The organism is Pseudomonas fluorescens (genome assembly GCF_902497745.1).
Lineage (GTDB): Bacteria > Pseudomonadota > Gammaproteobacteria > Pseudomonadales > Pseudomonadaceae > Aquipseudomonas > Aquipseudomonas fluorescens_BM.
The window spans coordinates 312,518-331,009 of record NZ_CABVHJ010000003.1; the positions used below are offsets into that span (position 1 = coordinate 312,518).

The window sequence follows — 18,492 nt, forward strand, 5'->3', positions numbered from 1 at the left end:
GACTCACAATGCGCCGTCTGCTGTTCTGCCTGCTGCTTGGTTTTCTTCCTCTGCTGGTCCATGCCAGTGAAGCTTCACGGCCAAAAGTCGGCCTGGTGCTGTCTGGCGGTGCCGCGCGCGGGCTGGCGCATATCGGGGTGCTCAAGGCCCTGGAAGAGCAAGGCATCAAGATCGATGCGATCGCCGGCACGAGCATGGGTGCGGTGGTCGGTGGCTTGTACGCCTCGGGTTACAAGATCGATGAGCTGGAAAAACTCGCGCTGAACATCGACTGGCAAGCCGCACTGTCCGACGCCCCGCCGCGTGAAGACGTGCCGTTTCGGCGCAAGCAGGATGACCGCGACTTTCTGGTCAAACAGAAACTCAGCTTTCGCGACGACGGCAGTCTCGGCCTGCCACTGGGCGTGATTCAGGGCCAGAACCTCGCGCTGCTGCTGGAAAGTCTGTTGGCGCATACCAGCGATACCCGGGATTTCGACAAACTGCCGATCCCGTTCCGCGCCGTGGCCACCGACATTGCCAACGGCGAAAAAGTGGTGTTCCGCAAAGGCCACTTGCCCCAGGTGATCCGCGCGAGCATGTCGATCCCGGCGGTATTCGCCCCGGTCGAACTCGATGGCCGGTTGCTGGTGGACGGCGGCATGACCGACAACATCCCACTCGATGTCGCGCGTGAGATGGGCGTTGACGTGGCCATCGTCGTCGACATCGGCACCCCGCTGCGCAATCGCAAACAACTGACCACTGTGGTCGATGTACTGAACCAGTCGATCACCCTGATGACGCGCAGCAACTCCGAAGAGCAACTGGCGGCCCTGAAGCCTTCCGATGTGCTGATCCAGCCGGCGCTGGCGGCGTTCGGCGTCACCGATTTCGGCAAGGCTCAGGAGATGATCGACGCCGGTTACCGCGCCACCCGAATCCTCGACGCACGCCTCGCCGTGCTCAAACCCGTCGAATCTCAGGACGCCGAACTCAACGCCGCGCGCTCGCCGGGTCAACGCACGCCGATCATCACCGCGATCCGTGTCGAGAACGACTCGAAAGTCGATGACGATGTGATCCGCTACTACATTCGTCAGCACATCGGCGAACCGCTGGATCTGGGACGTTTGCATTCGGACATGGGCACCTTGTACGGCCTCGATTACTTCGAGCAGGTGCAATACCGCGTGGTGCACAAAGGCCAGGATCACACGCTGGTGATCAGCGCCCGAGGCAAACGCAGTGGCACCGATTACTTGCGGGTTGGCCTCAATCTGTCGGATGACATGCGCGGCGACAGCGCCTTCAACCTCGGCGCCAGCTACCGCATCAACGGCATCAACCGCCTCGGCGCTGAATGGCTGACCCGTGCGCAAATTGGCGACAAACAAGAGCTGTACACCGAGTTCTACCAACCGCTGGACGTCGGCTCGCGTTACTTCGTCGCGCCGTACGCCTCGTTCGAAGCGCAGAACGTTGAAGCCGTGCTCGACAACGATCCGATCGCGCAGTATCGCGTCGAGCGCTACGGTTTCGGCCTCAATTTCGGCCGACAGATCGGCAACAACGGCGAGGTGCGCTTCGGCGTCGGCGAGGCCTGGGGCAAGGCCGATGTGCGCATTGGCGATCAGGATCTGCCGAGTGAAAACTTCAACGAAGGCTTCTATACGCTGAAGTATTCCTACGACTCGCTGGATAACGTTTACTTCCCTCACGAAGGCAAGGACGTCAGCCTGACGCTGACGCAGTTTGAACCGGGCCTGGGGTCGGACACGCGCTATCGACAGTGGGACTTTAAAATCGATAAAGCCATGAGCCATGGCCCGGATACACTGATTCTTGGCGGACGCTACGGGCGGACGCTGGATGATGCCAACGTGGTGACCTCAAGCTTTCTGCTCGGCGGTGCGCGGCAGTTGTCGGGCTTCCGTGAAGACGCGATTTCCGGGCAGAACATTAGCCTGATGCGCGCGGTGTACTACCGCCGGTTGACGCCGCGTTCGTATCTGCCGCTGGATTTCCCGCTGTATGCCGGCGCATCGCTGGAGCGTGGACGGGCGTGGAACAACGACAATGAGTTCGACAGTGGCTACATCAACGCCGCAAGCGTGTTTATCGGTTTCGACACGCCGCTGGGGCCGTTGAATTTCAGTTATGGGTTGAATGATGCGAATGAGCAGGCGGTTTATCTGAATCTGGGGCAGACCTTCTGACCAGGGTCATGAATTGATGTTGACTGGAGGTCCGTCTTCGCGAGCAGGCGAAGGCCTACAGGGGAAAGCGTTCCAATTGTGGGAGCGAGCCTGCTCGCGAAGGCGGTATCAGATCAACCGCAAATCGATCAGGGATTCAGCGAATCCCCGCCAGCAACGTCCGCGCCGTTTGCTTCAAAGGTTCATCGCCCTCTTTGAGCAATTCATTGAGCAACGCAATCGCACTGTCGATATCACCGTCGTCAATGCACGTCTGCGCCTGTTCGAGCTTTTCGGAGTTTTCGTCGTGTAGCGGCTCAGGTTCCTGCAAGTCCAGCGGTGGCAACGCCAGTGACGGCTCGGCATCGGCAAACTCATTGAGAAAATCTTCGTCCAGCGGCTCGGCGCCCGGTTCAGGGATCCACTCTAGCTCAGGATCTTCGCTGGACGCTTGCGGCAATTCAAAGTCCTGTGGCAGCACTTGCAGACCGGAGCCGAGCGCCGAGGTGTCTGCCGGTTGCTCATCGGTGGCCGAGCGACTGTCTTCCAGATCCCAACTGGAATCCATCGACAGCTCGCCCAGATTCAACTCGAAATCAGCTTCAGGCGCTGGTTGTGCTGCAACAACAGGAACCGCCGCCACGATCGGCGGCACAGCGGCCAACGCTGCGGTAACCGCGAGTTTCGGATGTCGGGCGCGAACATCCTGCAACGTCTGGGTATCCACGCCCTGCTCACGCAAATGACTTTCCTGTTGTTCGTACGCGGTGCTATCACCCTGTCGCCCCAGCACTTCAAGCAGCTGCAAACCGATGTCGGTGCGCTCCGGCTCCTTGTGCAAGGCATCGCGCAGCAATCCGCAGGCTTCGCCCAGTCGGCCATACGCCAGATAGATCCCCACCGCCTCCAATACATCGCCAGCCGCCGGTTCTTCGCGGTGTTGGGCTGAAGCATGAGTACTGACGGGTTCTGCGCTTTCGGCAGCAGCTACGTCCGGCTCACGCCCCTGCGGCAAAAGCGGCAGCGGCTCGTCAGTCGGTATCCGTTGTTGCCGCCGACGGTGTACGAACAACCCGGCCAAGGCCCCCAGCAACAGCAACAGGCCACCGAGCAATGGCCAGTTCAAACCGTCATCTGTGGACTCAACAGGTGCCACCACCGGGACAGATGCCGGGGTTACCTCGATCGGTGGCGGTGCTTTCCTGAGTTCGACCAATTGCGTTTGCAGCTCAGTAATCTGCTTCTTGCCAGCGGCAATCTGCACATCCTGTGTTTGCAGTTTGGCGTTCAGCTCATCGACGCTCTTTTGCAATTGCTGGTTCAGCAACACACTGGCTGCCAACTGCTCAGCCAGTGCTTCGTTGGCGGGAGGGGTCGCAGGCGTGGGGGCTGGCACGGTATCACGCCTGGCTTGAGGCGCCTGTGGTGCAGCCACGGCAGGTTCGACAGTGGGGAATTCGGAGGATTGCGCACGTGGATCCGGCTCATCAGTGGCCGGTACGATACCCGGCGAACCCGGTGGGTCGATCAACACCGTGTATTCACGCAGCAACCGGCCATTGGGCTGATTGAGCTGCACAAGGAAATTCACAAAGGGTTCGTTGACCGGTTTGCTGGACGTCACCCGGATCATCTGGCGATTGCCATGCAGAATCGGAATGAACTTGAGGTCGTTGAGAAAAAACACCCGCTCGACCCCGGCCTGAGCGAACTCGTCTGCCGTGGCCAGGCTCACCGAGAGATCGTTTTGCGTCAGCCCACCAACATCGATCAAGGCGATGTCGGCCTTGAGCGGCTGGTTGAGGCCTGAATGAACAGTGATATCGCCCAGCCCCAAGGCCATCGACCCGGCCGAATAGCTGAATATGCCAGCGACCAGCAACCATTTGGCGCCACTGCGCAGTACCACGTGCCGACTTGCGAGCATGAGCATCCCTTAAATAAGCAAAACCGACTTCTATGCGTTCGCACATCCGGTACGAACACGATATTGCCCAGTAGTTCTTATAGTCGGCTCCGCGCGATCTCTCAAAGATCCGGCACGTGGATGTGCCTCAAGATTTTTCCAGGTTAGCCAGAATGTGCCCGTGAACCCGCATGCACACCTTTAAATCCGCTTCGTCGACGCCTTCGAACAATTCGTGGCGCAGTTGCGTGGCAATGGTTTCGATTTGTTCGATCAGCGGCAGGGCCGGCGCGCAGAGGACGATCTTTTTTGCCCGGCGGTCTTCCATCACGGACTGGCGTTGCACCAGGCCCTGACTTTCCAGACTATCGAGCAAGCGCGCAAGGGTCGGACCTTCTACGCCGACGCTCTGCGCCAGCTCGCGTTGGGTCGGTGCTTCTTCAAAACGCGCCAGATGCAGCAGCACCAGCCAGCGCGCCTGGGAAAGCCCCAACCCGGCGAGGCGTCGATCCAGTTCGGCACGCCAGCCACGGGACATCTGGGCCAGTTGCATGCCAAAGCGGTGTTGATCGGTTAACGGCATAAAACACTCACGGTTAGACTTAAAATAAGAAATTTCTAATTATTAGCCAGCTAAGCATGAGCTGCAGTTATAGGCAAGTGGCGGTCTGTACTGAATCGTTACATCTTGAGCCCCCCTCACCCTAGCCCTAGCCCTCTCCCAAAGGGAGAGGGGACTGAATGGGGGATGCTTCAGATATTCAGCGACTTGGCAATGCTTTGCTGAATCCGGAATTGGACGGCCCTCACCCTAGCCCTCTCCCAAAGGGAGAGGGGACTGAATGGGGGGATGCTCGGGATATTCAGCGACTTGAGCGTGCTTTGGTGAATCCATAATCGACTCGGGTTTTCAGGTCGATGTATAGCGCAAGACAGCTCGGTCGGCCCCCTCTCCCTCTGGGAGAGGGCTGGGGTGAGGGCCAGGCCAAATTACATCTCGAATTCCGATTGCAACGCAGCCCTCACGCAGTAAAGCACGCCTTCCGGCACACGCCCGGCAAACAGCTCCGCAACCTCAGCGACCGATGGCAACTCGCCCTCGCCATCGAGGAACGCATCCTGCACTTCGCCCATCAACTCTTCCGGCAAGTCCAGCGCCTGTTCCAGCGACAACTGCTGCTTGCCAATCGCCTCGGCAAGCATGGTGTAGACGTTCTTCTCCGAGCACTGCAACTGACCGGCGATCTGCAGCGGCGTCATGCCGGCGCGAGCCAGGGTAATCAGTTCGTGGCGCACATCGGCCACCGCTTTCGGCGCCTCGACCTCGCCACCGAGCACTTCGAGGAAGGCATCGCCGTAGCGCTCCAGCTTGCGCGCACCGACGCCGCTGACCCGGGCCATTTCCGCCAGCGAAGTCGGTTGGCTGCGCAGCATTTCCAGCAGCGTCGAGTCGGGGAAGATGACGTACGGCGGCACACCGTGTTCTTCGGCCAGTTTGCGTCGCAGCGCGCGCAAGGCTTCCCATTGTTCGCGCTCTTCGCCGCGCACCAGTTGGCTGGCCGGGCTCTTGCTGGCGGTTTTGGCGGTGACCTGTGGTTTGAGGTCGCGGCGCAACTCAAGGCTCACTTCGCCCTTGAGCAATGGCCGGCAACTGTCATTCAGACGCAGACCGCCATAACCTTCGTGGTCGACATCCGCCAGTCCGCGCGCGACCAATTGGCGGAACAGCGAGCGCCACTCGCTCTCGTTCAGTGCCTTGCCGACGCCGTACACCGACAGATGCTGATGGCCAAAACTGCGGACTTTTTCGTTTTCCTTGCCCAGCAGCACGTCAACCAGATGACCGACGCCATAACGCTGGCCGGTACGGAAAATCGCCGACAGCGCCTGACGCGCCGGTTCGGTGGCGTCCCAGGTCTGCACGCCGTCGACGCAGTTGTCGCAATGGCCGCACGGCTCGGGCATGTCTTCATCGAAGTACGCGAGCAGGGTCTGACGGCGGCAACGGGTTTCTTCGCACAGCGACAGCATCGCGTCGAGCTTGTGTTGCTCCAGACGCTTGTGCCGCTCGTCGCCTTCGGAGTTCTGCAGCATCTGCTTGAGCATTACCACGTCTTGCAGACCGTAAGCCATCCACGCATCCGCCGGCAGACCATCACGGCCGCCGCGCCCGGTTTCCTGGTAATACGCCTCGAGGGATTTCGGCAGATCAAGGTGCGCGACGAAGCGCACGTTTGGCTTGTCGATGCCCATGCCGAACGCCACGGTGGCGACCATGATCAGGCCTTCCTCGTTGAGGAAGCGCTTCTGGTTGAAGGCACGTAGATCATTTGGCAGACCGGCGTGATACGGCAACGCCGGGAAGCCCTGCTCGCTGAGGAACGCTGCGACCTCCTCGACTTTCTTGCGCGACAGACAATAGACGATGCCGGCATCGCTGCGCCGCTCGGCCAGGAACGCCAGCAACTGCTTGCGCGGCTGCTCCTTGGGCACGATGCGGTAAAAGATGTTCGGACGGTCGAAACTCGACAGGAAGCGCTCGGCATTTTGCAGGTGCAAACGCGTGACGATTTCCTCGCGGGTACGCTTGTCGGCGGTGGCGGTCAGGGCAATGCGCGGTACGTCGGGGAACATCTCGGCCAACTGGCCCAGTTGCAGGTATTCCGGACGGAAATCGTGACCCCATTGCGACACGCAGTGCGCTTCGTCAATGGCGAACAGCGCAATGTTCAGGCCTTGCAGGAACGACAGCATGCGCGGCTGCACGAGGCGCTCGGGCGCCAGATACAACATCTTCACTTCACCGCGCTTGATCCGCGCCGCGAGGTCACGCTGCTGCTCGGCGCTCAACGTGGAGTTAAGCGCGGCGGCGGCCACACCGAGTTCTTCGAGGGTGGCGACCTGATCGTCCATCAGCGCGATCAGCGGCGAGACCACCACCGCCAGACCATCGCGCAACAGCGCCGGCACCTGGAAGCACAGGGACTTGCCGCCACCGGTAGGCATCAGCACCAGCGCATCACCACCGCTGGCCACGCGCTCAATGATTGCACCCTGACGGCCACGGAAACTGTCGTAGCCGAAGATGTCCTTGAGGACGCGTTGAGCCTGTTCGAGCATAAAAACTCCAAAAATCTACCAATACATCCCTGCGCAGGCTGGTTCAGAACAGCCGGGGCTGCTTAAACAAAACGTAAGAGCGCATTGCACGACAGCCGCAAGGCGGGCAGGGATCGCAAAACGCGGCAGTATACCCGAGCCCTTCCCTGCACAGGGTGCCGCTGATAAGACACTGATAAACCTGCCACACAACAAATACCCTGTGGGAGCGAGACTGCTCGCGAAAGCGGCGCGTCAGTCGATGCAAAAGTGTCTGATGCACCGCCTTCGCGAGCAGGCTCGCTCCCACAGGGTTATTCCTGTTGTCCAGTAAGTCCTGTAATTCGGGCAAATCTGCCATGCGGCTGGCTTGAGCGCGCAAGAAGGCCTAGAATTCCCGCATTGTTTATTCCCCAAGGTAGCCCCGTAATGTCCTTCGCTGAGCAACTGACCCGCCTGCAAGTTTTCCTCGACGCCGACGAGCTGCATGACGAGGCGCTGGATTACGTGGCCGCTCACGGCTACCTGACCGCGCTGTCGATCTGCGCTGAAGACGTACCGGAGCGTGAGTGGATCGACGCCCTGTTCGCCGAAGAGCCGCATTACAGCAGCGACGCCCAGCGCGAAGAGATCGAAGCCACCCTGATCGGCCTTAAGGCGCACATCGCCCGTCAACTGGCTTCGGATGAAGAATTCGAACTGCCATGCGAACTGGACCTGGGCGACGAGCCGGACGATTCCGAACTGCGCGGCTGGTGCATCGGCTTCATGGAAGGCGTGTTCCTGCGTGAAGCGGCCTGGTTCGAAACCGCCGAAGAAGAAGTCAGCGAAATGCTCCTGCCGATCATGGTTGGTTCGGGCCTGTTCGACGAACAACCCGAGTTCGAAGACATTGCCAAGGACGCCAACCTGATGGACGACATGATCGTGCAGATCCCGGAAGCCCTGACCGCGCTGTACCTGCTGTGCCAGGCACCCGACGAAAAACCGGCGATCCTCAAGCCTCGCCACCACTAAGATCCGGCCTATGGACAATCCCATAGGCAACCGATCCCTGATGTTGCGCTACTTCTTGCTGGCCGTCGGCTGGCTCAGCGTGGCATTGGGGGTGATCGGGATTTTCCTGCCCGTCCTGCCTACCACCCCTTTCCTTCTGCTCGCCGCAGCCTGCTTCGCGCGCAGCTCTCCGCGTTTCTATCAATGGCTGGTCGAGCATCCACGGCTCGGGCCATGGATCCGCGATTACCTCGATGGCAACGGCATTCCGCTCAAAGGCAAGGTCTACGCGATCGGGCTGATGTGGGCGAGCATTCTGTTCTCGTGTTACCTGGTGCCATTGCCGTGGGCGCGGGGGTTCATGTTGACCAGTGCGGTGTTGGTGACGGTTTATATTTTGCGGCAGAAGACTTTGCGCAAATCCTGAGCCTCTTTGCCTTTAAACAACATTGTTTAAAAGACACCTTCAGACACGCCTTACAGGCTACAAATTCTTGCGCCATTGCCTACAGCTACGCCAGAATCCGCCGGCTTGTGCGCCTTGGGGTCGGGTTCTATTGTGGTGCGGTCGCTGAAGAGTCAGCGATCGGGTTTAGCGACCCAAATCTGTAATAGGTGCATCAGCGCTCCATGCTTTGTGGCAGATTCAATGTCTGCAACTTCGCTATGGTGGCTGTATGCGGGAGACCCTCGGGTCTGCCGGGTGCCTATAACCGGTTCGCTAACCTGCGTACAGCCGCCACCTTCCTGTTTAGCGACAGTTCTGGGCGGCTCCACTCTTATAGGAGCTTCACCATGATCAAACCAACACCCAACCCGCCCGAAACCGATCTCGCCTCCCCCTACGAATCCCTCGATTCAAAAAAGCTCAACGACGCCGCCGAACGCGCTCTCGACCACTATCTCTGCCCACCCGGCTCCACGCCACCGCCCCGAAAAACCCGCCGGATGTACGCCGTGACCGCAGACTTCAAAAATGAAGAACTGCTGGCCGATGCCAGCGAAACACTCGCCTCAGCCAGAACCATCGCCCATGACTTCGCCCATCTCATCCCCGCGTCGCAGCGCAGGACGCTGCTGGGGATCGCGCAACTGATCATGCTCGGGGAGCTGGCGGTGAATCGGGTGATGGATAATCTGGAGTTGCCGGGTTGATGCAGGCGTGATCAACCGCTGAGTTATGCGGCGTCAGATCTGGCGCTTTCGCGAGCAGGCTCGCTCCCACAGTGACCGCGTTCCAATGTGGGAGCGAGCCTGCTCGCGAAGGGGCCAGAATGAGCAACGCCATATCATCAGACAGAAAAAACCCGCCGCCCCGATGATCGGGACGGCGGGTTTTGTCGTTTCAGGCCCGAATCAAAAGTCGCTTACACGGTATCCACCTTCAACGAATGATCATTCAGCATCCCACTGATGATCGTCGCCGTGTCATGCCCGCCAGCCACCACCCCGCCCGCCCCCGGCGTCACACCGTAGTGGCTGGCGAGGTTGACGCCGGCCAGGTCGATGGTCTGGTTCGGCGTGGCGCCAGCCATGGCGCTGACGTCGATGCTGGTAAGCACCGAGGCACCGCTGCCGGTGACGGTGAAGTGCAGGTAGTCATCCAGCGAGGCGGTGGTACCGTTTTCACCTTGCAGCAGTTGCGACAGGTCGAGCTTGTCGGTGCCGGGGGTGAAGTCGGTGATGAGGTCGTGGCCGCTGTTGCCCTTGAGCCACTGGAAGGTGTCGGCCCCTGCGCCACCGGTCATGGTGTTGTTGCCCATACCGCCAATCAGCAGGTCATCACCGCCGCCACCGTTGAGGATGTCGTTACCGAGGCCGCCGTTGATGACGTTGTTATTGTTATCGCCGGTGAGGGTGTCGTTGAAGTTCGAGCCGACCAGGTTTTCGATGCCGGTCAGGGTGTCAGTGCCGGCGCCGAGGGTGTTTTGCGCACCGAGCAGGCCGAGGTTGACGGTGACGGCAGCCGTGGCATGGGCGTAGCTGGCGGTGTCGCTGCCAGTGCCGCCGTCGAGCAGATCATTGCCCGGGCCGCTGTAGAGCAAATCGTTACCGGCGCCGCCGTGCAGCTCGTTGTTGCCAGAGCCTGCGGTGAGCACATCGTTGCCGTCGCCAGCGTTGATGATGTTGTCGCCGCTGCCGGCCACCAGCACGTCATCCCCCGAGGTGCCGGTGAGGGTGTGGCCGTCCTGATAGCTGATGCTCACATTGGCGGTATCGCTGCCGCCATGGTTGTCATTGGCGGTGTAGCTGCCGTGGAAGTCCGGGGTAATGTCATGCGCCCCGGCGTAGTTGAGGGTCATCGTCAGCTGATAGTTTTCCGCCGCGTTGACGTTGCCACCCGAGGTGTTGGTGATATTGGTGATGTGGATCTGATAAACACCATCGGCCGAGGCGGTGAGGGTTTGCCCGTCCGCCAGGGTTGTGTAGGCGCCACCGTTGATCGAGTACTCCATGGTGACGTGACCGGCCGCCAGATTGTGATCAAGGTTGAGGGTTTCGCCCTGGCGCAGGTTGACGGTGATGCGGTCTTCATCGTTAGCGTTGCTGTTGGTCACCGCGCCGAGATAGCCGCTGACCACCAGCACGGCAGTCATTGTCGCAGCGTTGGCACTGAACGAATTACGCACGTTGGCCAGGTTCTGGTTGGCGGCGGTGTTGACGTTGGTGCCGGTGAAATTGATCGCGCCGGTGCCGGTGAAGTCCGCCGCTTTCGAGATCCAGCCCGTGTTGAAACTGGTGGGCGTGGCGTTGAGCGTATCGCCGTTCGGATCGGTGTCATTGGCCAGCAGCAGTTCGCCCGGTACGACAATATTGCCCGAGAGCACGTTGGTAATGACGTGGTCGTCCACCGCCACTGGCGGCGCGTTGGGGATCACTTTGACGGTCAGGGTCGAACTGGCGAGATCGCCGTCGTTGTCGCTGACGGTGAAGCCGATGTTCTCGGTGATCACCACCGCCGTGGTTTTCTGCGAGGTGTAGGTGTAGTCGCCGCTGTCGAGGTTGATCACCAATGTGCCGCCATTATTGGTGGCGATGCTCAACGTGTTGTTGGCGGTGTTGAAAGTACCGTGATTGGTGCCGCCGCTTGGCGTCAACGAGCCTTGGCCACTGAGGGCTTTCGGGTCGTAGGTGTAAGTGGTGCCGTCGACCACGATGGACTTGATGAAACCGCCATCGGCGCCGAAGGTGCCGCCCTCGCCCAGCAACGAACCAGTGACCGGCGCGCCCTGCACAGTGCCCGACAGCACCGAGTTGAGTTGATTGAGGTCGGTGACCACCACTGCGTTGGTATTGGTGTGGCTGATGCCGTCATAGGCCAGCGGATCAAGGTTGGCGTTGCTCACGCCGCTGCCCAGGCCAATCGCGTAGTTCTTGATGTTGTTGGCATCGAGGAAGTTTTTCAGCGCGGCTTCGTCAGCAGCGTTGATGTCACCTTCGTTGGGTTTGCCGTCCGAGAAGAAGTAACCGACGTTCTGCGCCCCGGTGAGTTTGCCCGAGGTGTTGAACGCGGTTTGCATCACCGCCACCGCGGCGTCGTAGTTGGTGCCACCGCCCGCCGTCAGGCCGGCGAGAATCGTCTTCGCGGTCGCCACATCGACCCATACCGAGGTTCGGTCAGTGGCGTTGCTGCTGAAGGTGACGAGCTGGACTTTGACGTCGCCGAGATCGTCGTACTTGTCGAGCAAGGCGCTGATTGCCTGCTTGGCCAGCGCCAGTCGCGACAGGCCCGGCACACCGGAGGCGTCGGCCATACTGCCGGAGATATCGAGAACGATAAGCAGGTTGGAATCGATCTCCACCGCTGCTACTGAACGATCCGACGCCACGGCTTTTGGCACGTCATCGACGATGTTGACCACGAGGGTACTGGTGGTGCTGTTGCCCAGTGCATCGGTGGCTTTGTAGGTGAAGCTTTCGCTAAGGGTGTTCGCACCGTCGTTGGCGCTCGGCGAAGTTTTCGGCGCCGAGGTCAGCGTGTAGGTGTAGGTGCCGTCGGCGTTGAGCTGGATCTGCCCATAGGTGCCAGTGGCGCTGCCAACCAGGGTGTAGGTGATCGCGCCGCTGCCGCCGGTGACCGCGCCAACCAGTGTGCCGGTGGCGGTTTCGCTGGTGTTGGTCGGGTCGCTGCCGGTGACCGTACCGGGGGCCAGGTCCGCGCCGTCCTTGCTCAGGTCGAGGGCTTTTTCATACACCGTCACGTCCTGATCGACCGAGGCCATCAGTTTGCTGTCGGCGACATTAATGGTGATGGTCGTGGTGCTTTCATCGCCGTCGCTGTCGCGGATGGTGTAGGTGAAGGTGTCGGTGGCACCCGGTGGGCTCACCGAGTTCGGGTTGCTGTGATAGACGGCGTTGCCCGCCGCATCGAGGGTCAGGTAACCGAAGTTGCCATTGATGTTGCTGTTGAGGCCGCCGATGGCCGAGGTGCCGGTATTGCTGCCGGCTCGCACGCCGACCACTGTCGCTGCGCCATCGGCACCACTGGTGTCATTGCCCAATACGCTGACGTTGACCGTACCGCCCTCGGCCACCGAGCTGGTGTCGGGTTTGGCGGTCGGCAGGTCATCGATGATGTTGACGTTGATCTGGCCGTTGGCGGTGCTGCCATCGGTATCCGTCGCCACCACGTTGAAGTTCTCGGTGAGGCTGTTGGCACCGTTGGCGTTCGGGTGGGTTTCGTTGTCGACCAGGGTATAGCTGTAGCTGATCACGCCAGTGGCCGGGTTGTAACCGGTGATGGTGAAGGTGCTGCCCAGCGGCGAGACGACCGATTGCGGGAAGCCTGCGGCCACGCCGTTGGTGACCACGGCAATGCCACCGACTGTGAGGGTTTGCAGACCATCAAGCGCGGTCACGGTGAAGGTGCCGCTCTGGGTCAGCGCCGGGGTGTCGGGGCTGGTGCCGTCGCCGAGGTTTTTCTCGTAGACGGTGAGTTCGCCGCCATTGACGTCGAGGCCGTTGAGCACCACCGGATCGTCGTTGTTGTGGATGTTCAGCACCAGGTTGGCAGTGCTGGTGTCGCCGTCAGCATCGGTCAGGGTGTAGGTGAACGTCTCGGTGTCGTTGCCGCCGCCGTGCAGGTTTTTGAAGTCGGCATCGTTGGGGTTCAGCGTGTAGGTGTACGTACCGTTGGCGTTGAGCACCAGCGTGCCGTAAGTCCCGGTGAAGGTGCCGGCGCTGATCGGCCCGGCATTCGGCCCGGTCGCGACCACATCGGCGCCTTGCACATCATTGGTCAGCACATTGCCGGTCAAGGACAGTTGGGTTTCCGAGGCGCTGTTGGCGTTGCTGTCGTTCACGGCTTTCGGCACGTCATCGACGATGTTGACGACGATGGTGCTGGTGACGATGTTGCCCAGCGAATCGGTGGCCTGATAGGTGAAGGTTTCGCTCAGGCTGTTGGCACCATCGTCGGCATGTGGCGTGGTGCTCGCCGGCGAGGTCAGCGTGTAGGTGTACGTGCCGTTGGGGTTGAGGACGATCTGCCCGTAGTTGCCAGTAGCACTGCCAACCAGCGCGTAACTGATCGCACCGACTGCGCCAGTGACCGAGCCGACCAACGTGCCCGACGCAGTTTCGCCGGTGCTGGTCGGGTCGCTGCCAGTGACCGTACCGGGCGCCAGATCCGCGCCGTCCTTGGTCAAATCCAGCGCTTTCTCGAAGACGGTGACGTCGGTGTCGCTGGTCGCGCACAGTTTGCTGTTGGAGACATCGATGGTGATGGTGGTGGTGCTTTCATCGCCATCGGCATCGCGCACGGTATAGGTGAACACATCCACCGCACCCGGGCCGTTCACCGCATTGGGATTGCTGTGATAGACCGCGTTGCCGTTGGCATCCAGAGTCAAGTAACCGTAGGTGCCGTTGATGTTGCTGTTGAGGCCGCCGATGGCTGAGGTCGAAGTGTCGGCACCGGCGCGCACGCCGACCACTGCACCGGTCACGGCCGGGCCATCGGCGCCACCGATGTCATTGTTCAGCACATTACCGCTGACCGTGCCGCCCTCCGCCACCGAGGCGGCGTCAGGGTGGGCGCTGGGCAGATCATCGACGATGTTGACGTTGATCTGGCCGTTGGCGGTGCTGCCATCGGTATCCGTCGCCACCACGTTGAAGTTCTCGGTGATGCTGTTGGCGCCGTTGGCATTCGGATGGGTTTCGTTGTCGACCAAGGTGTAGCTGTAACTGACCACGCCGGTCGCCGGGTTGTAACCGGTAATGGTCAACGTGCTGCCCAGCGGCGTGACGATCGATTGCGGGAAGCCTGCGGCCACGCCGCCGGTGACCACATTGATACCGCCCACGGTCAGGGTTTGCAGGCCGTCGAGAGCGGTGACGGTGAAGGTGCCACTTTGGGTCAGCGCCGGGGTGTCGGGGCTGGTGCCATCACTGAGGTTTTTCTCGTAGACCGTCAGCTCGCCGCCGTTGACGTCGAGGCCGTTGAGGATCACCGGATCGTCGTTGTTATGGATGTTCAGCACCAGGTTCGCGGTGCTGGTATCACCATCGGAATCGGTGAGGGTGTAGGCGAAAGTTTCCGTGCCGTTGCCGCCACCGTGGAGGTTTTTGAAGTCTGTGTCGTTGGTGTTCAGCGTGTAGGTGTAAGTGCCGTTGGCGTTGAGGACCAAGGTGCCGTAAGTGCCGGTGAACGTGCCGGGCGTAACCGGGCCGGTGGGTACACGGTCAGCACCTTGCACATCGTTAGTCAGCACGTTGCCGGTCAGGGTCAGTTGGCTTTCTGACGCTGTTCCGTTGCTGTCATCGTTGGCCTTCGGCAGGTCGTCGACGATGTTCACATCGAGAGTGGCATTGGCGGTGGTGCCGTTATCGTCAACGACCGTGACGGCAAACTGCTCAGGCAGATTGTTGGCGCCGTTGGCGGCTGGATGCGCTTCGTTGTCGACCAGGGTGTAGCTGTAACTGACCACGCCAGTGGCGGCGTTGAAACCGGTGATGGTCAGCGTACTGCCGAGCGGCGTGGTAATCGATTGCGGAAAGCCTGCGGCTACGCCGTTGGTGACCACGGCAATGCCGCCGACGGTCAGCGTGGTGACGCCGTCAAGCGCAGTGATGGTGAACGTGCCGCTTTGCGTCAACGCAGTGCCGTCCGGCGTGCTGCCGTCCGTGAGATTTTTCTCGTAAACGGTGAGTTCGCCGCCATTGACGTCGAGGCCGTTGATGATCACCGGATCGTCGTTGTTGTGGATCTGCAGCACCAGATTCGCCGTGCTGGTATCACCGTCCGAATCGGTGATGGTGTAGGCGAAGGTTTCCGTGCCGTTGCCGCCGCCGTGCAGGTTTTTGAAGTCGGCGTCGTTGGTGTTCAGCGTGTAGGTGTAAGTGCCGTTGGCGTTGAGCACCAAAGTGCCGTATGTACCGGTGAACGTGCCCGGGGTTACCGGTCCGGTGGGTACGCGATCGGCACCTTGCACATCGTTGGTCAGAACGTTGCCGGTCAAGGTCAGCAAGGTTTCCGATGCGGTGCCGGCGTTGCTGTCATCCACGGCTTTGGGCAGGTCGTCGACGATGTTCACATCGAGGGTGCCATTAGCGGTGGTGCCGTTGTCATCGACCACGGTAACGGCGAACTGCTCAGGCAGATTGTTCGCGCCGTTGGCAGTTGGATGCGCTTCGTTGTCGACCAGGGTGTAGCTGTAGCTGACCACGCCGGTGGTCGCGTTGAAACCGGTGATGGTCAGCGTACTGCCCAGCGGTGTGGTGACCGATTGTGGAAACCCTGCGGCCACGCCATTGGTGACGACAGCGATGCCGCCGACGGTCAGCGTTGTTACGCCATCGAGTGCGGTGATGGTGAACGTGCCGCTTTGCGTCAACGCGGTAGAGTCTGGCGCGCTGCCATCAGTGAGGTTTTTTTCGTAAACGGTGAGTTCGCCGCCATTCACGTCAAGGCCGTTGATGATCACCGGATCGTCGTTGTTGTGGATCTGCAGGACGAGGTTGGCGGTGCTGGTATCACCGTCGGAATCGGTGATGGTGTAGGCAAAGGTTTCTGTGCCATTGCCGCCGCCGTGGAGGTTTTTGAAGTCGGCGTCGTTGGTGTTCAAAGTGTAGGTGTACGTGCCGTTGGCGTTGAGGACCAGCGTGCCGTAAGTCCCGGTGAATGTTCCGGCGGTGATCGGCCCGGTACTTTCGTTGGTGACCACACGGTCGGCGCCTTGCACATCGTTGGTCAACACATTGCCGGTCAGCGTCAGCAGGGTTTCCGATGCGGTACCGGCGTTGCTGTCATCCACGGCTTTTGGCAGGTCATCGACAATGTTCACGTCAAGGGTGCCGTTGGCAGTGCTGCCGTTGTCATCGACCACGGTAACGGCGAACTGCTCAGGCAGATTGTTCGCACCGCCGGCGGCTGGATGTGCTTCGTTGTCGACCAGGGTGTAGCTGTAACTGACCACGCCGGTGGTGGCGTTGAAACCGGTGATGGTCAGCGTGCTGCCCAGCGGTGTGGTAACCGATTGCGGGAAGTCTGCGGCCACGCCGTTGGTGACGACGGCGATGCCGCCGACAGTCAGCGTTGTGACGCCATCGAGTGCAGTGATGGTGAAGGTGCCGCTCTGGGTCAGCGCGGTAGCATCCGGCGTGCTGCCGTCGCTGAGGTTTTTCTCGTAGACCGTCAGCTCGCCACCCTCGACGTTCAGGCCATTGATGACCACTGAATCGTCGTTGTTGTGGATCTGCAGGACGAGGTTGGCAGTGCTGGTATCACCGTCGGAATCGGTGAGGGTGTAGGCGAAGGTTTCCGTGCCGTTGCCGCCGCCGTGCAGGTTTTTGAAGTCCGCGTCGCTGGTGTTCAGCGTGTAGGTGTACGTGCCGTCGGCATTCAGCACCAAGGTGCCGTAGGTGCCAGTAAAAGTGCCCGGGGTTACCGGACCGGTGGGCACGCGATCAGCACCTTGCACGTCATTGGTCAGCACGTTGCCGGTCAGTGTCAGCTGGGTTTCAGACGCCGTGCCATTGCTGTCATCAAAGGCTTTGGGCACGTCGTCGGTGATGTTGACGTCGAGCGTGCCGGTCGCGGTGTCGCCATTGCTGTCGCCGGCAATCACCGTGAATTGTTCGCTGAGATTGTTCACGCCGTCGCCGGCCGCATGAGTTTCGTTGCCGTTGAGGGTGTAGCTGTAGCTGACAACGCCAGTCGCCGGGTTGTAGCCGGTGATGGTCAGGGTGTTGCCCAGCTGCGAGGTGATCGATTGCGCAAAGCCGATCGGCACACCGCCAACGATAACGTTGATGCCGCCGATGCTCAGGCTGGTCAATCCGTCCGGCGCCAACACCGTGAAGCTGCCGCTTTGTGTCAATGCACCCGGGTTGGCCGACGAACCGTCAGGCAGATTGGCTTCACTGAGGCTCAGTTCGCCGCCCGCCACATTCAGGCCGGTAAGGGTCACCGGATTGTTCACCGGTGGCGGCACCACCACAGCCGGGGTGTCATCGCCGTTGTCGATCACCGCGTTGTGGCGTTCTTCAGGGAATTCGGGAATACCGCCGAACCCGGCGGTGGGGAAACCGATGATCGGGTCGACTCGTCCGCCGACCTCTGTCAGCAAGACAAAACTGTGGCCGCCGCCCAGTTCACCTGGTGCACCGCCTGGGGCATTCGGTCCGGCCGCGGTGGCTTCTGCGGTTTTGCTCGGGTCGTCACCGGCGGCGATGGCTTTCTGGATCTGCTCGACATCGGTCAATTGCGCGTCGCTCGGGGTCACGGCCTCAGCGGCATTTACATGCGCCGCCTGACCCGCCAGCAGGTCACCGGTCATGGTCATGCTGCTGCCGCGTCCGAGGGTCAGTTCCTGGCCGTTTTGCAGATGAACGGCGACGGCACCTTCTGCGCCGGTGATCAGTTGATCGCCGGCAAACAGTCGATCCCCCTCCACCAGTGCGCGTTTGGTACCGTCGGCTGACTGGGCGAAAACCTGGCCAATAACTTTAGTGACTGTGCCGATGAGCGTTGCCATGTGAAATCCTCCGCTGCCGACCACCGTCGGCACTGGTAAGCGAAGCAGCCCATGGCTCAACCGGGTTGTTGGAGGCGACGCTCGCACCTTCAACAGTTCGTTTCGCAGGTGGCTTCTTTCGGAAACATCAGTGCTATCAAGCACTTCCGCATCCCGATCAAAGCAATACGCCCACTAACGCTACGTAACGCTGATGAATCACCCGAGTGACAAAAATCTGTCACCCCTCAGCCGCTACGCGTCCCTCCCCTTCAGCAGTACTTCGCCGTATGTCGCAAAGTGAGTGGAACTTTCCTCAAGCCTTTCTGTGCTCCCTGAAGCGCATAAAACAAAG

8 protein-coding genes are annotated in these 18,492 nt (G+C 60.6%); 4 read left to right on the forward strand and 4 right to left on the reverse strand.

The features are described 5' to 3' along the window. The first annotated feature begins 8 nt into the window (after nucleotides 1-8). Nucleotides 9-2,198, forward strand: coding sequence for a patatin-like phospholipase family protein (locus F8N44_RS06585; RefSeq protein ID WP_150649751.1), 2,190 nt, complete (start codon nucleotides 9-11; stop codon nucleotides 2,196-2,198). Between the two features lie 136 nt (nucleotides 2,199-2,334). Here F8N44_RS06585 and F8N44_RS06590 read toward each other — a convergent pair whose 3' ends face one another. The 3 genes from F8N44_RS06590 to recQ form a co-directional block, all read right to left on the reverse strand. Beyond that, complete coding sequence (locus F8N44_RS06590) at nucleotides 2,335-4,104, reverse strand: FimV/HubP family polar landmark protein (protein WP_150649752.1); 1,770 nt, start codon at nucleotides 4,102-4,104, stop codon at nucleotides 2,335-2,337. A gap of 127 nt (nucleotides 4,105-4,231) precedes the next feature. Beyond that, the gene (locus tag F8N44_RS06595) at nucleotides 4,232-4,666 is read right to left on the reverse strand and encodes a MarR family transcriptional regulator (RefSeq protein ID WP_007919713.1); all 435 of its coding nucleotides are present in this window, start codon (nucleotides 4,664-4,666) and stop codon (nucleotides 4,232-4,234) included. Nucleotides 4,667-5,073: 407 nt separating this feature from the next. After that, nucleotides 5,074-7,203 carry a DNA helicase RecQ gene (gene recQ / locus F8N44_RS06600; RefSeq protein WP_150649753.1) on the reverse strand — a complete coding sequence of 710 codons (2,130 nt, stop codon included), beginning with the start codon at nucleotides 7,201-7,203 and terminating at the stop codon, nucleotides 5,074-5,076. Between the two features lie 408 nt (nucleotides 7,204-7,611). Between recQ and F8N44_RS06605 the strand changes: the two genes are divergently transcribed. The 3 genes from F8N44_RS06605 (at nucleotide 7,612) to F8N44_RS06615 (ending at nucleotide 9,333) form a co-directional block, all read left to right on the forward strand. After that, nucleotides 7,612-8,199 (forward strand): YecA family protein, encoded by a 588-nt coding sequence (locus tag F8N44_RS06605; protein WP_016984205.1) that lies wholly within the window; start codon nucleotides 7,612-7,614, stop codon nucleotides 8,197-8,199. A 10-nt stretch (nucleotides 8,200-8,209) separates the two neighbouring features. Beyond that, nucleotides 8,210-8,605: a YbaN family protein gene (locus F8N44_RS06610; RefSeq protein ID WP_150649754.1), complete on the forward strand. Its 396-nt coding sequence runs from the start codon at nucleotides 8,210-8,212 to the stop codon at nucleotides 8,603-8,605. Between the two features lie 368 nt (nucleotides 8,606-8,973). Beyond that, the gene (locus tag F8N44_RS06615) at nucleotides 8,974-9,333 is read left to right on the forward strand and encodes a DUF6124 family protein (protein ID WP_064119605.1); all 360 of its coding nucleotides are present in this window, start codon (nucleotides 8,974-8,976) and stop codon (nucleotides 9,331-9,333) included. Nucleotides 9,334-9,545: 212 nt separating this feature from the next. Here F8N44_RS06615 and F8N44_RS06625 read toward each other — a convergent pair whose 3' ends face one another. Continuing rightward, a complete protein-coding gene (locus F8N44_RS06625; protein WP_150649756.1) occupies nucleotides 9,546-18,158 on the reverse strand; it encodes a retention module-containing protein in 8,613 nt (2,870 codons plus the stop codon). Between the last annotated feature and the right edge of the window lie 334 nt (nucleotides 18,159-18,492).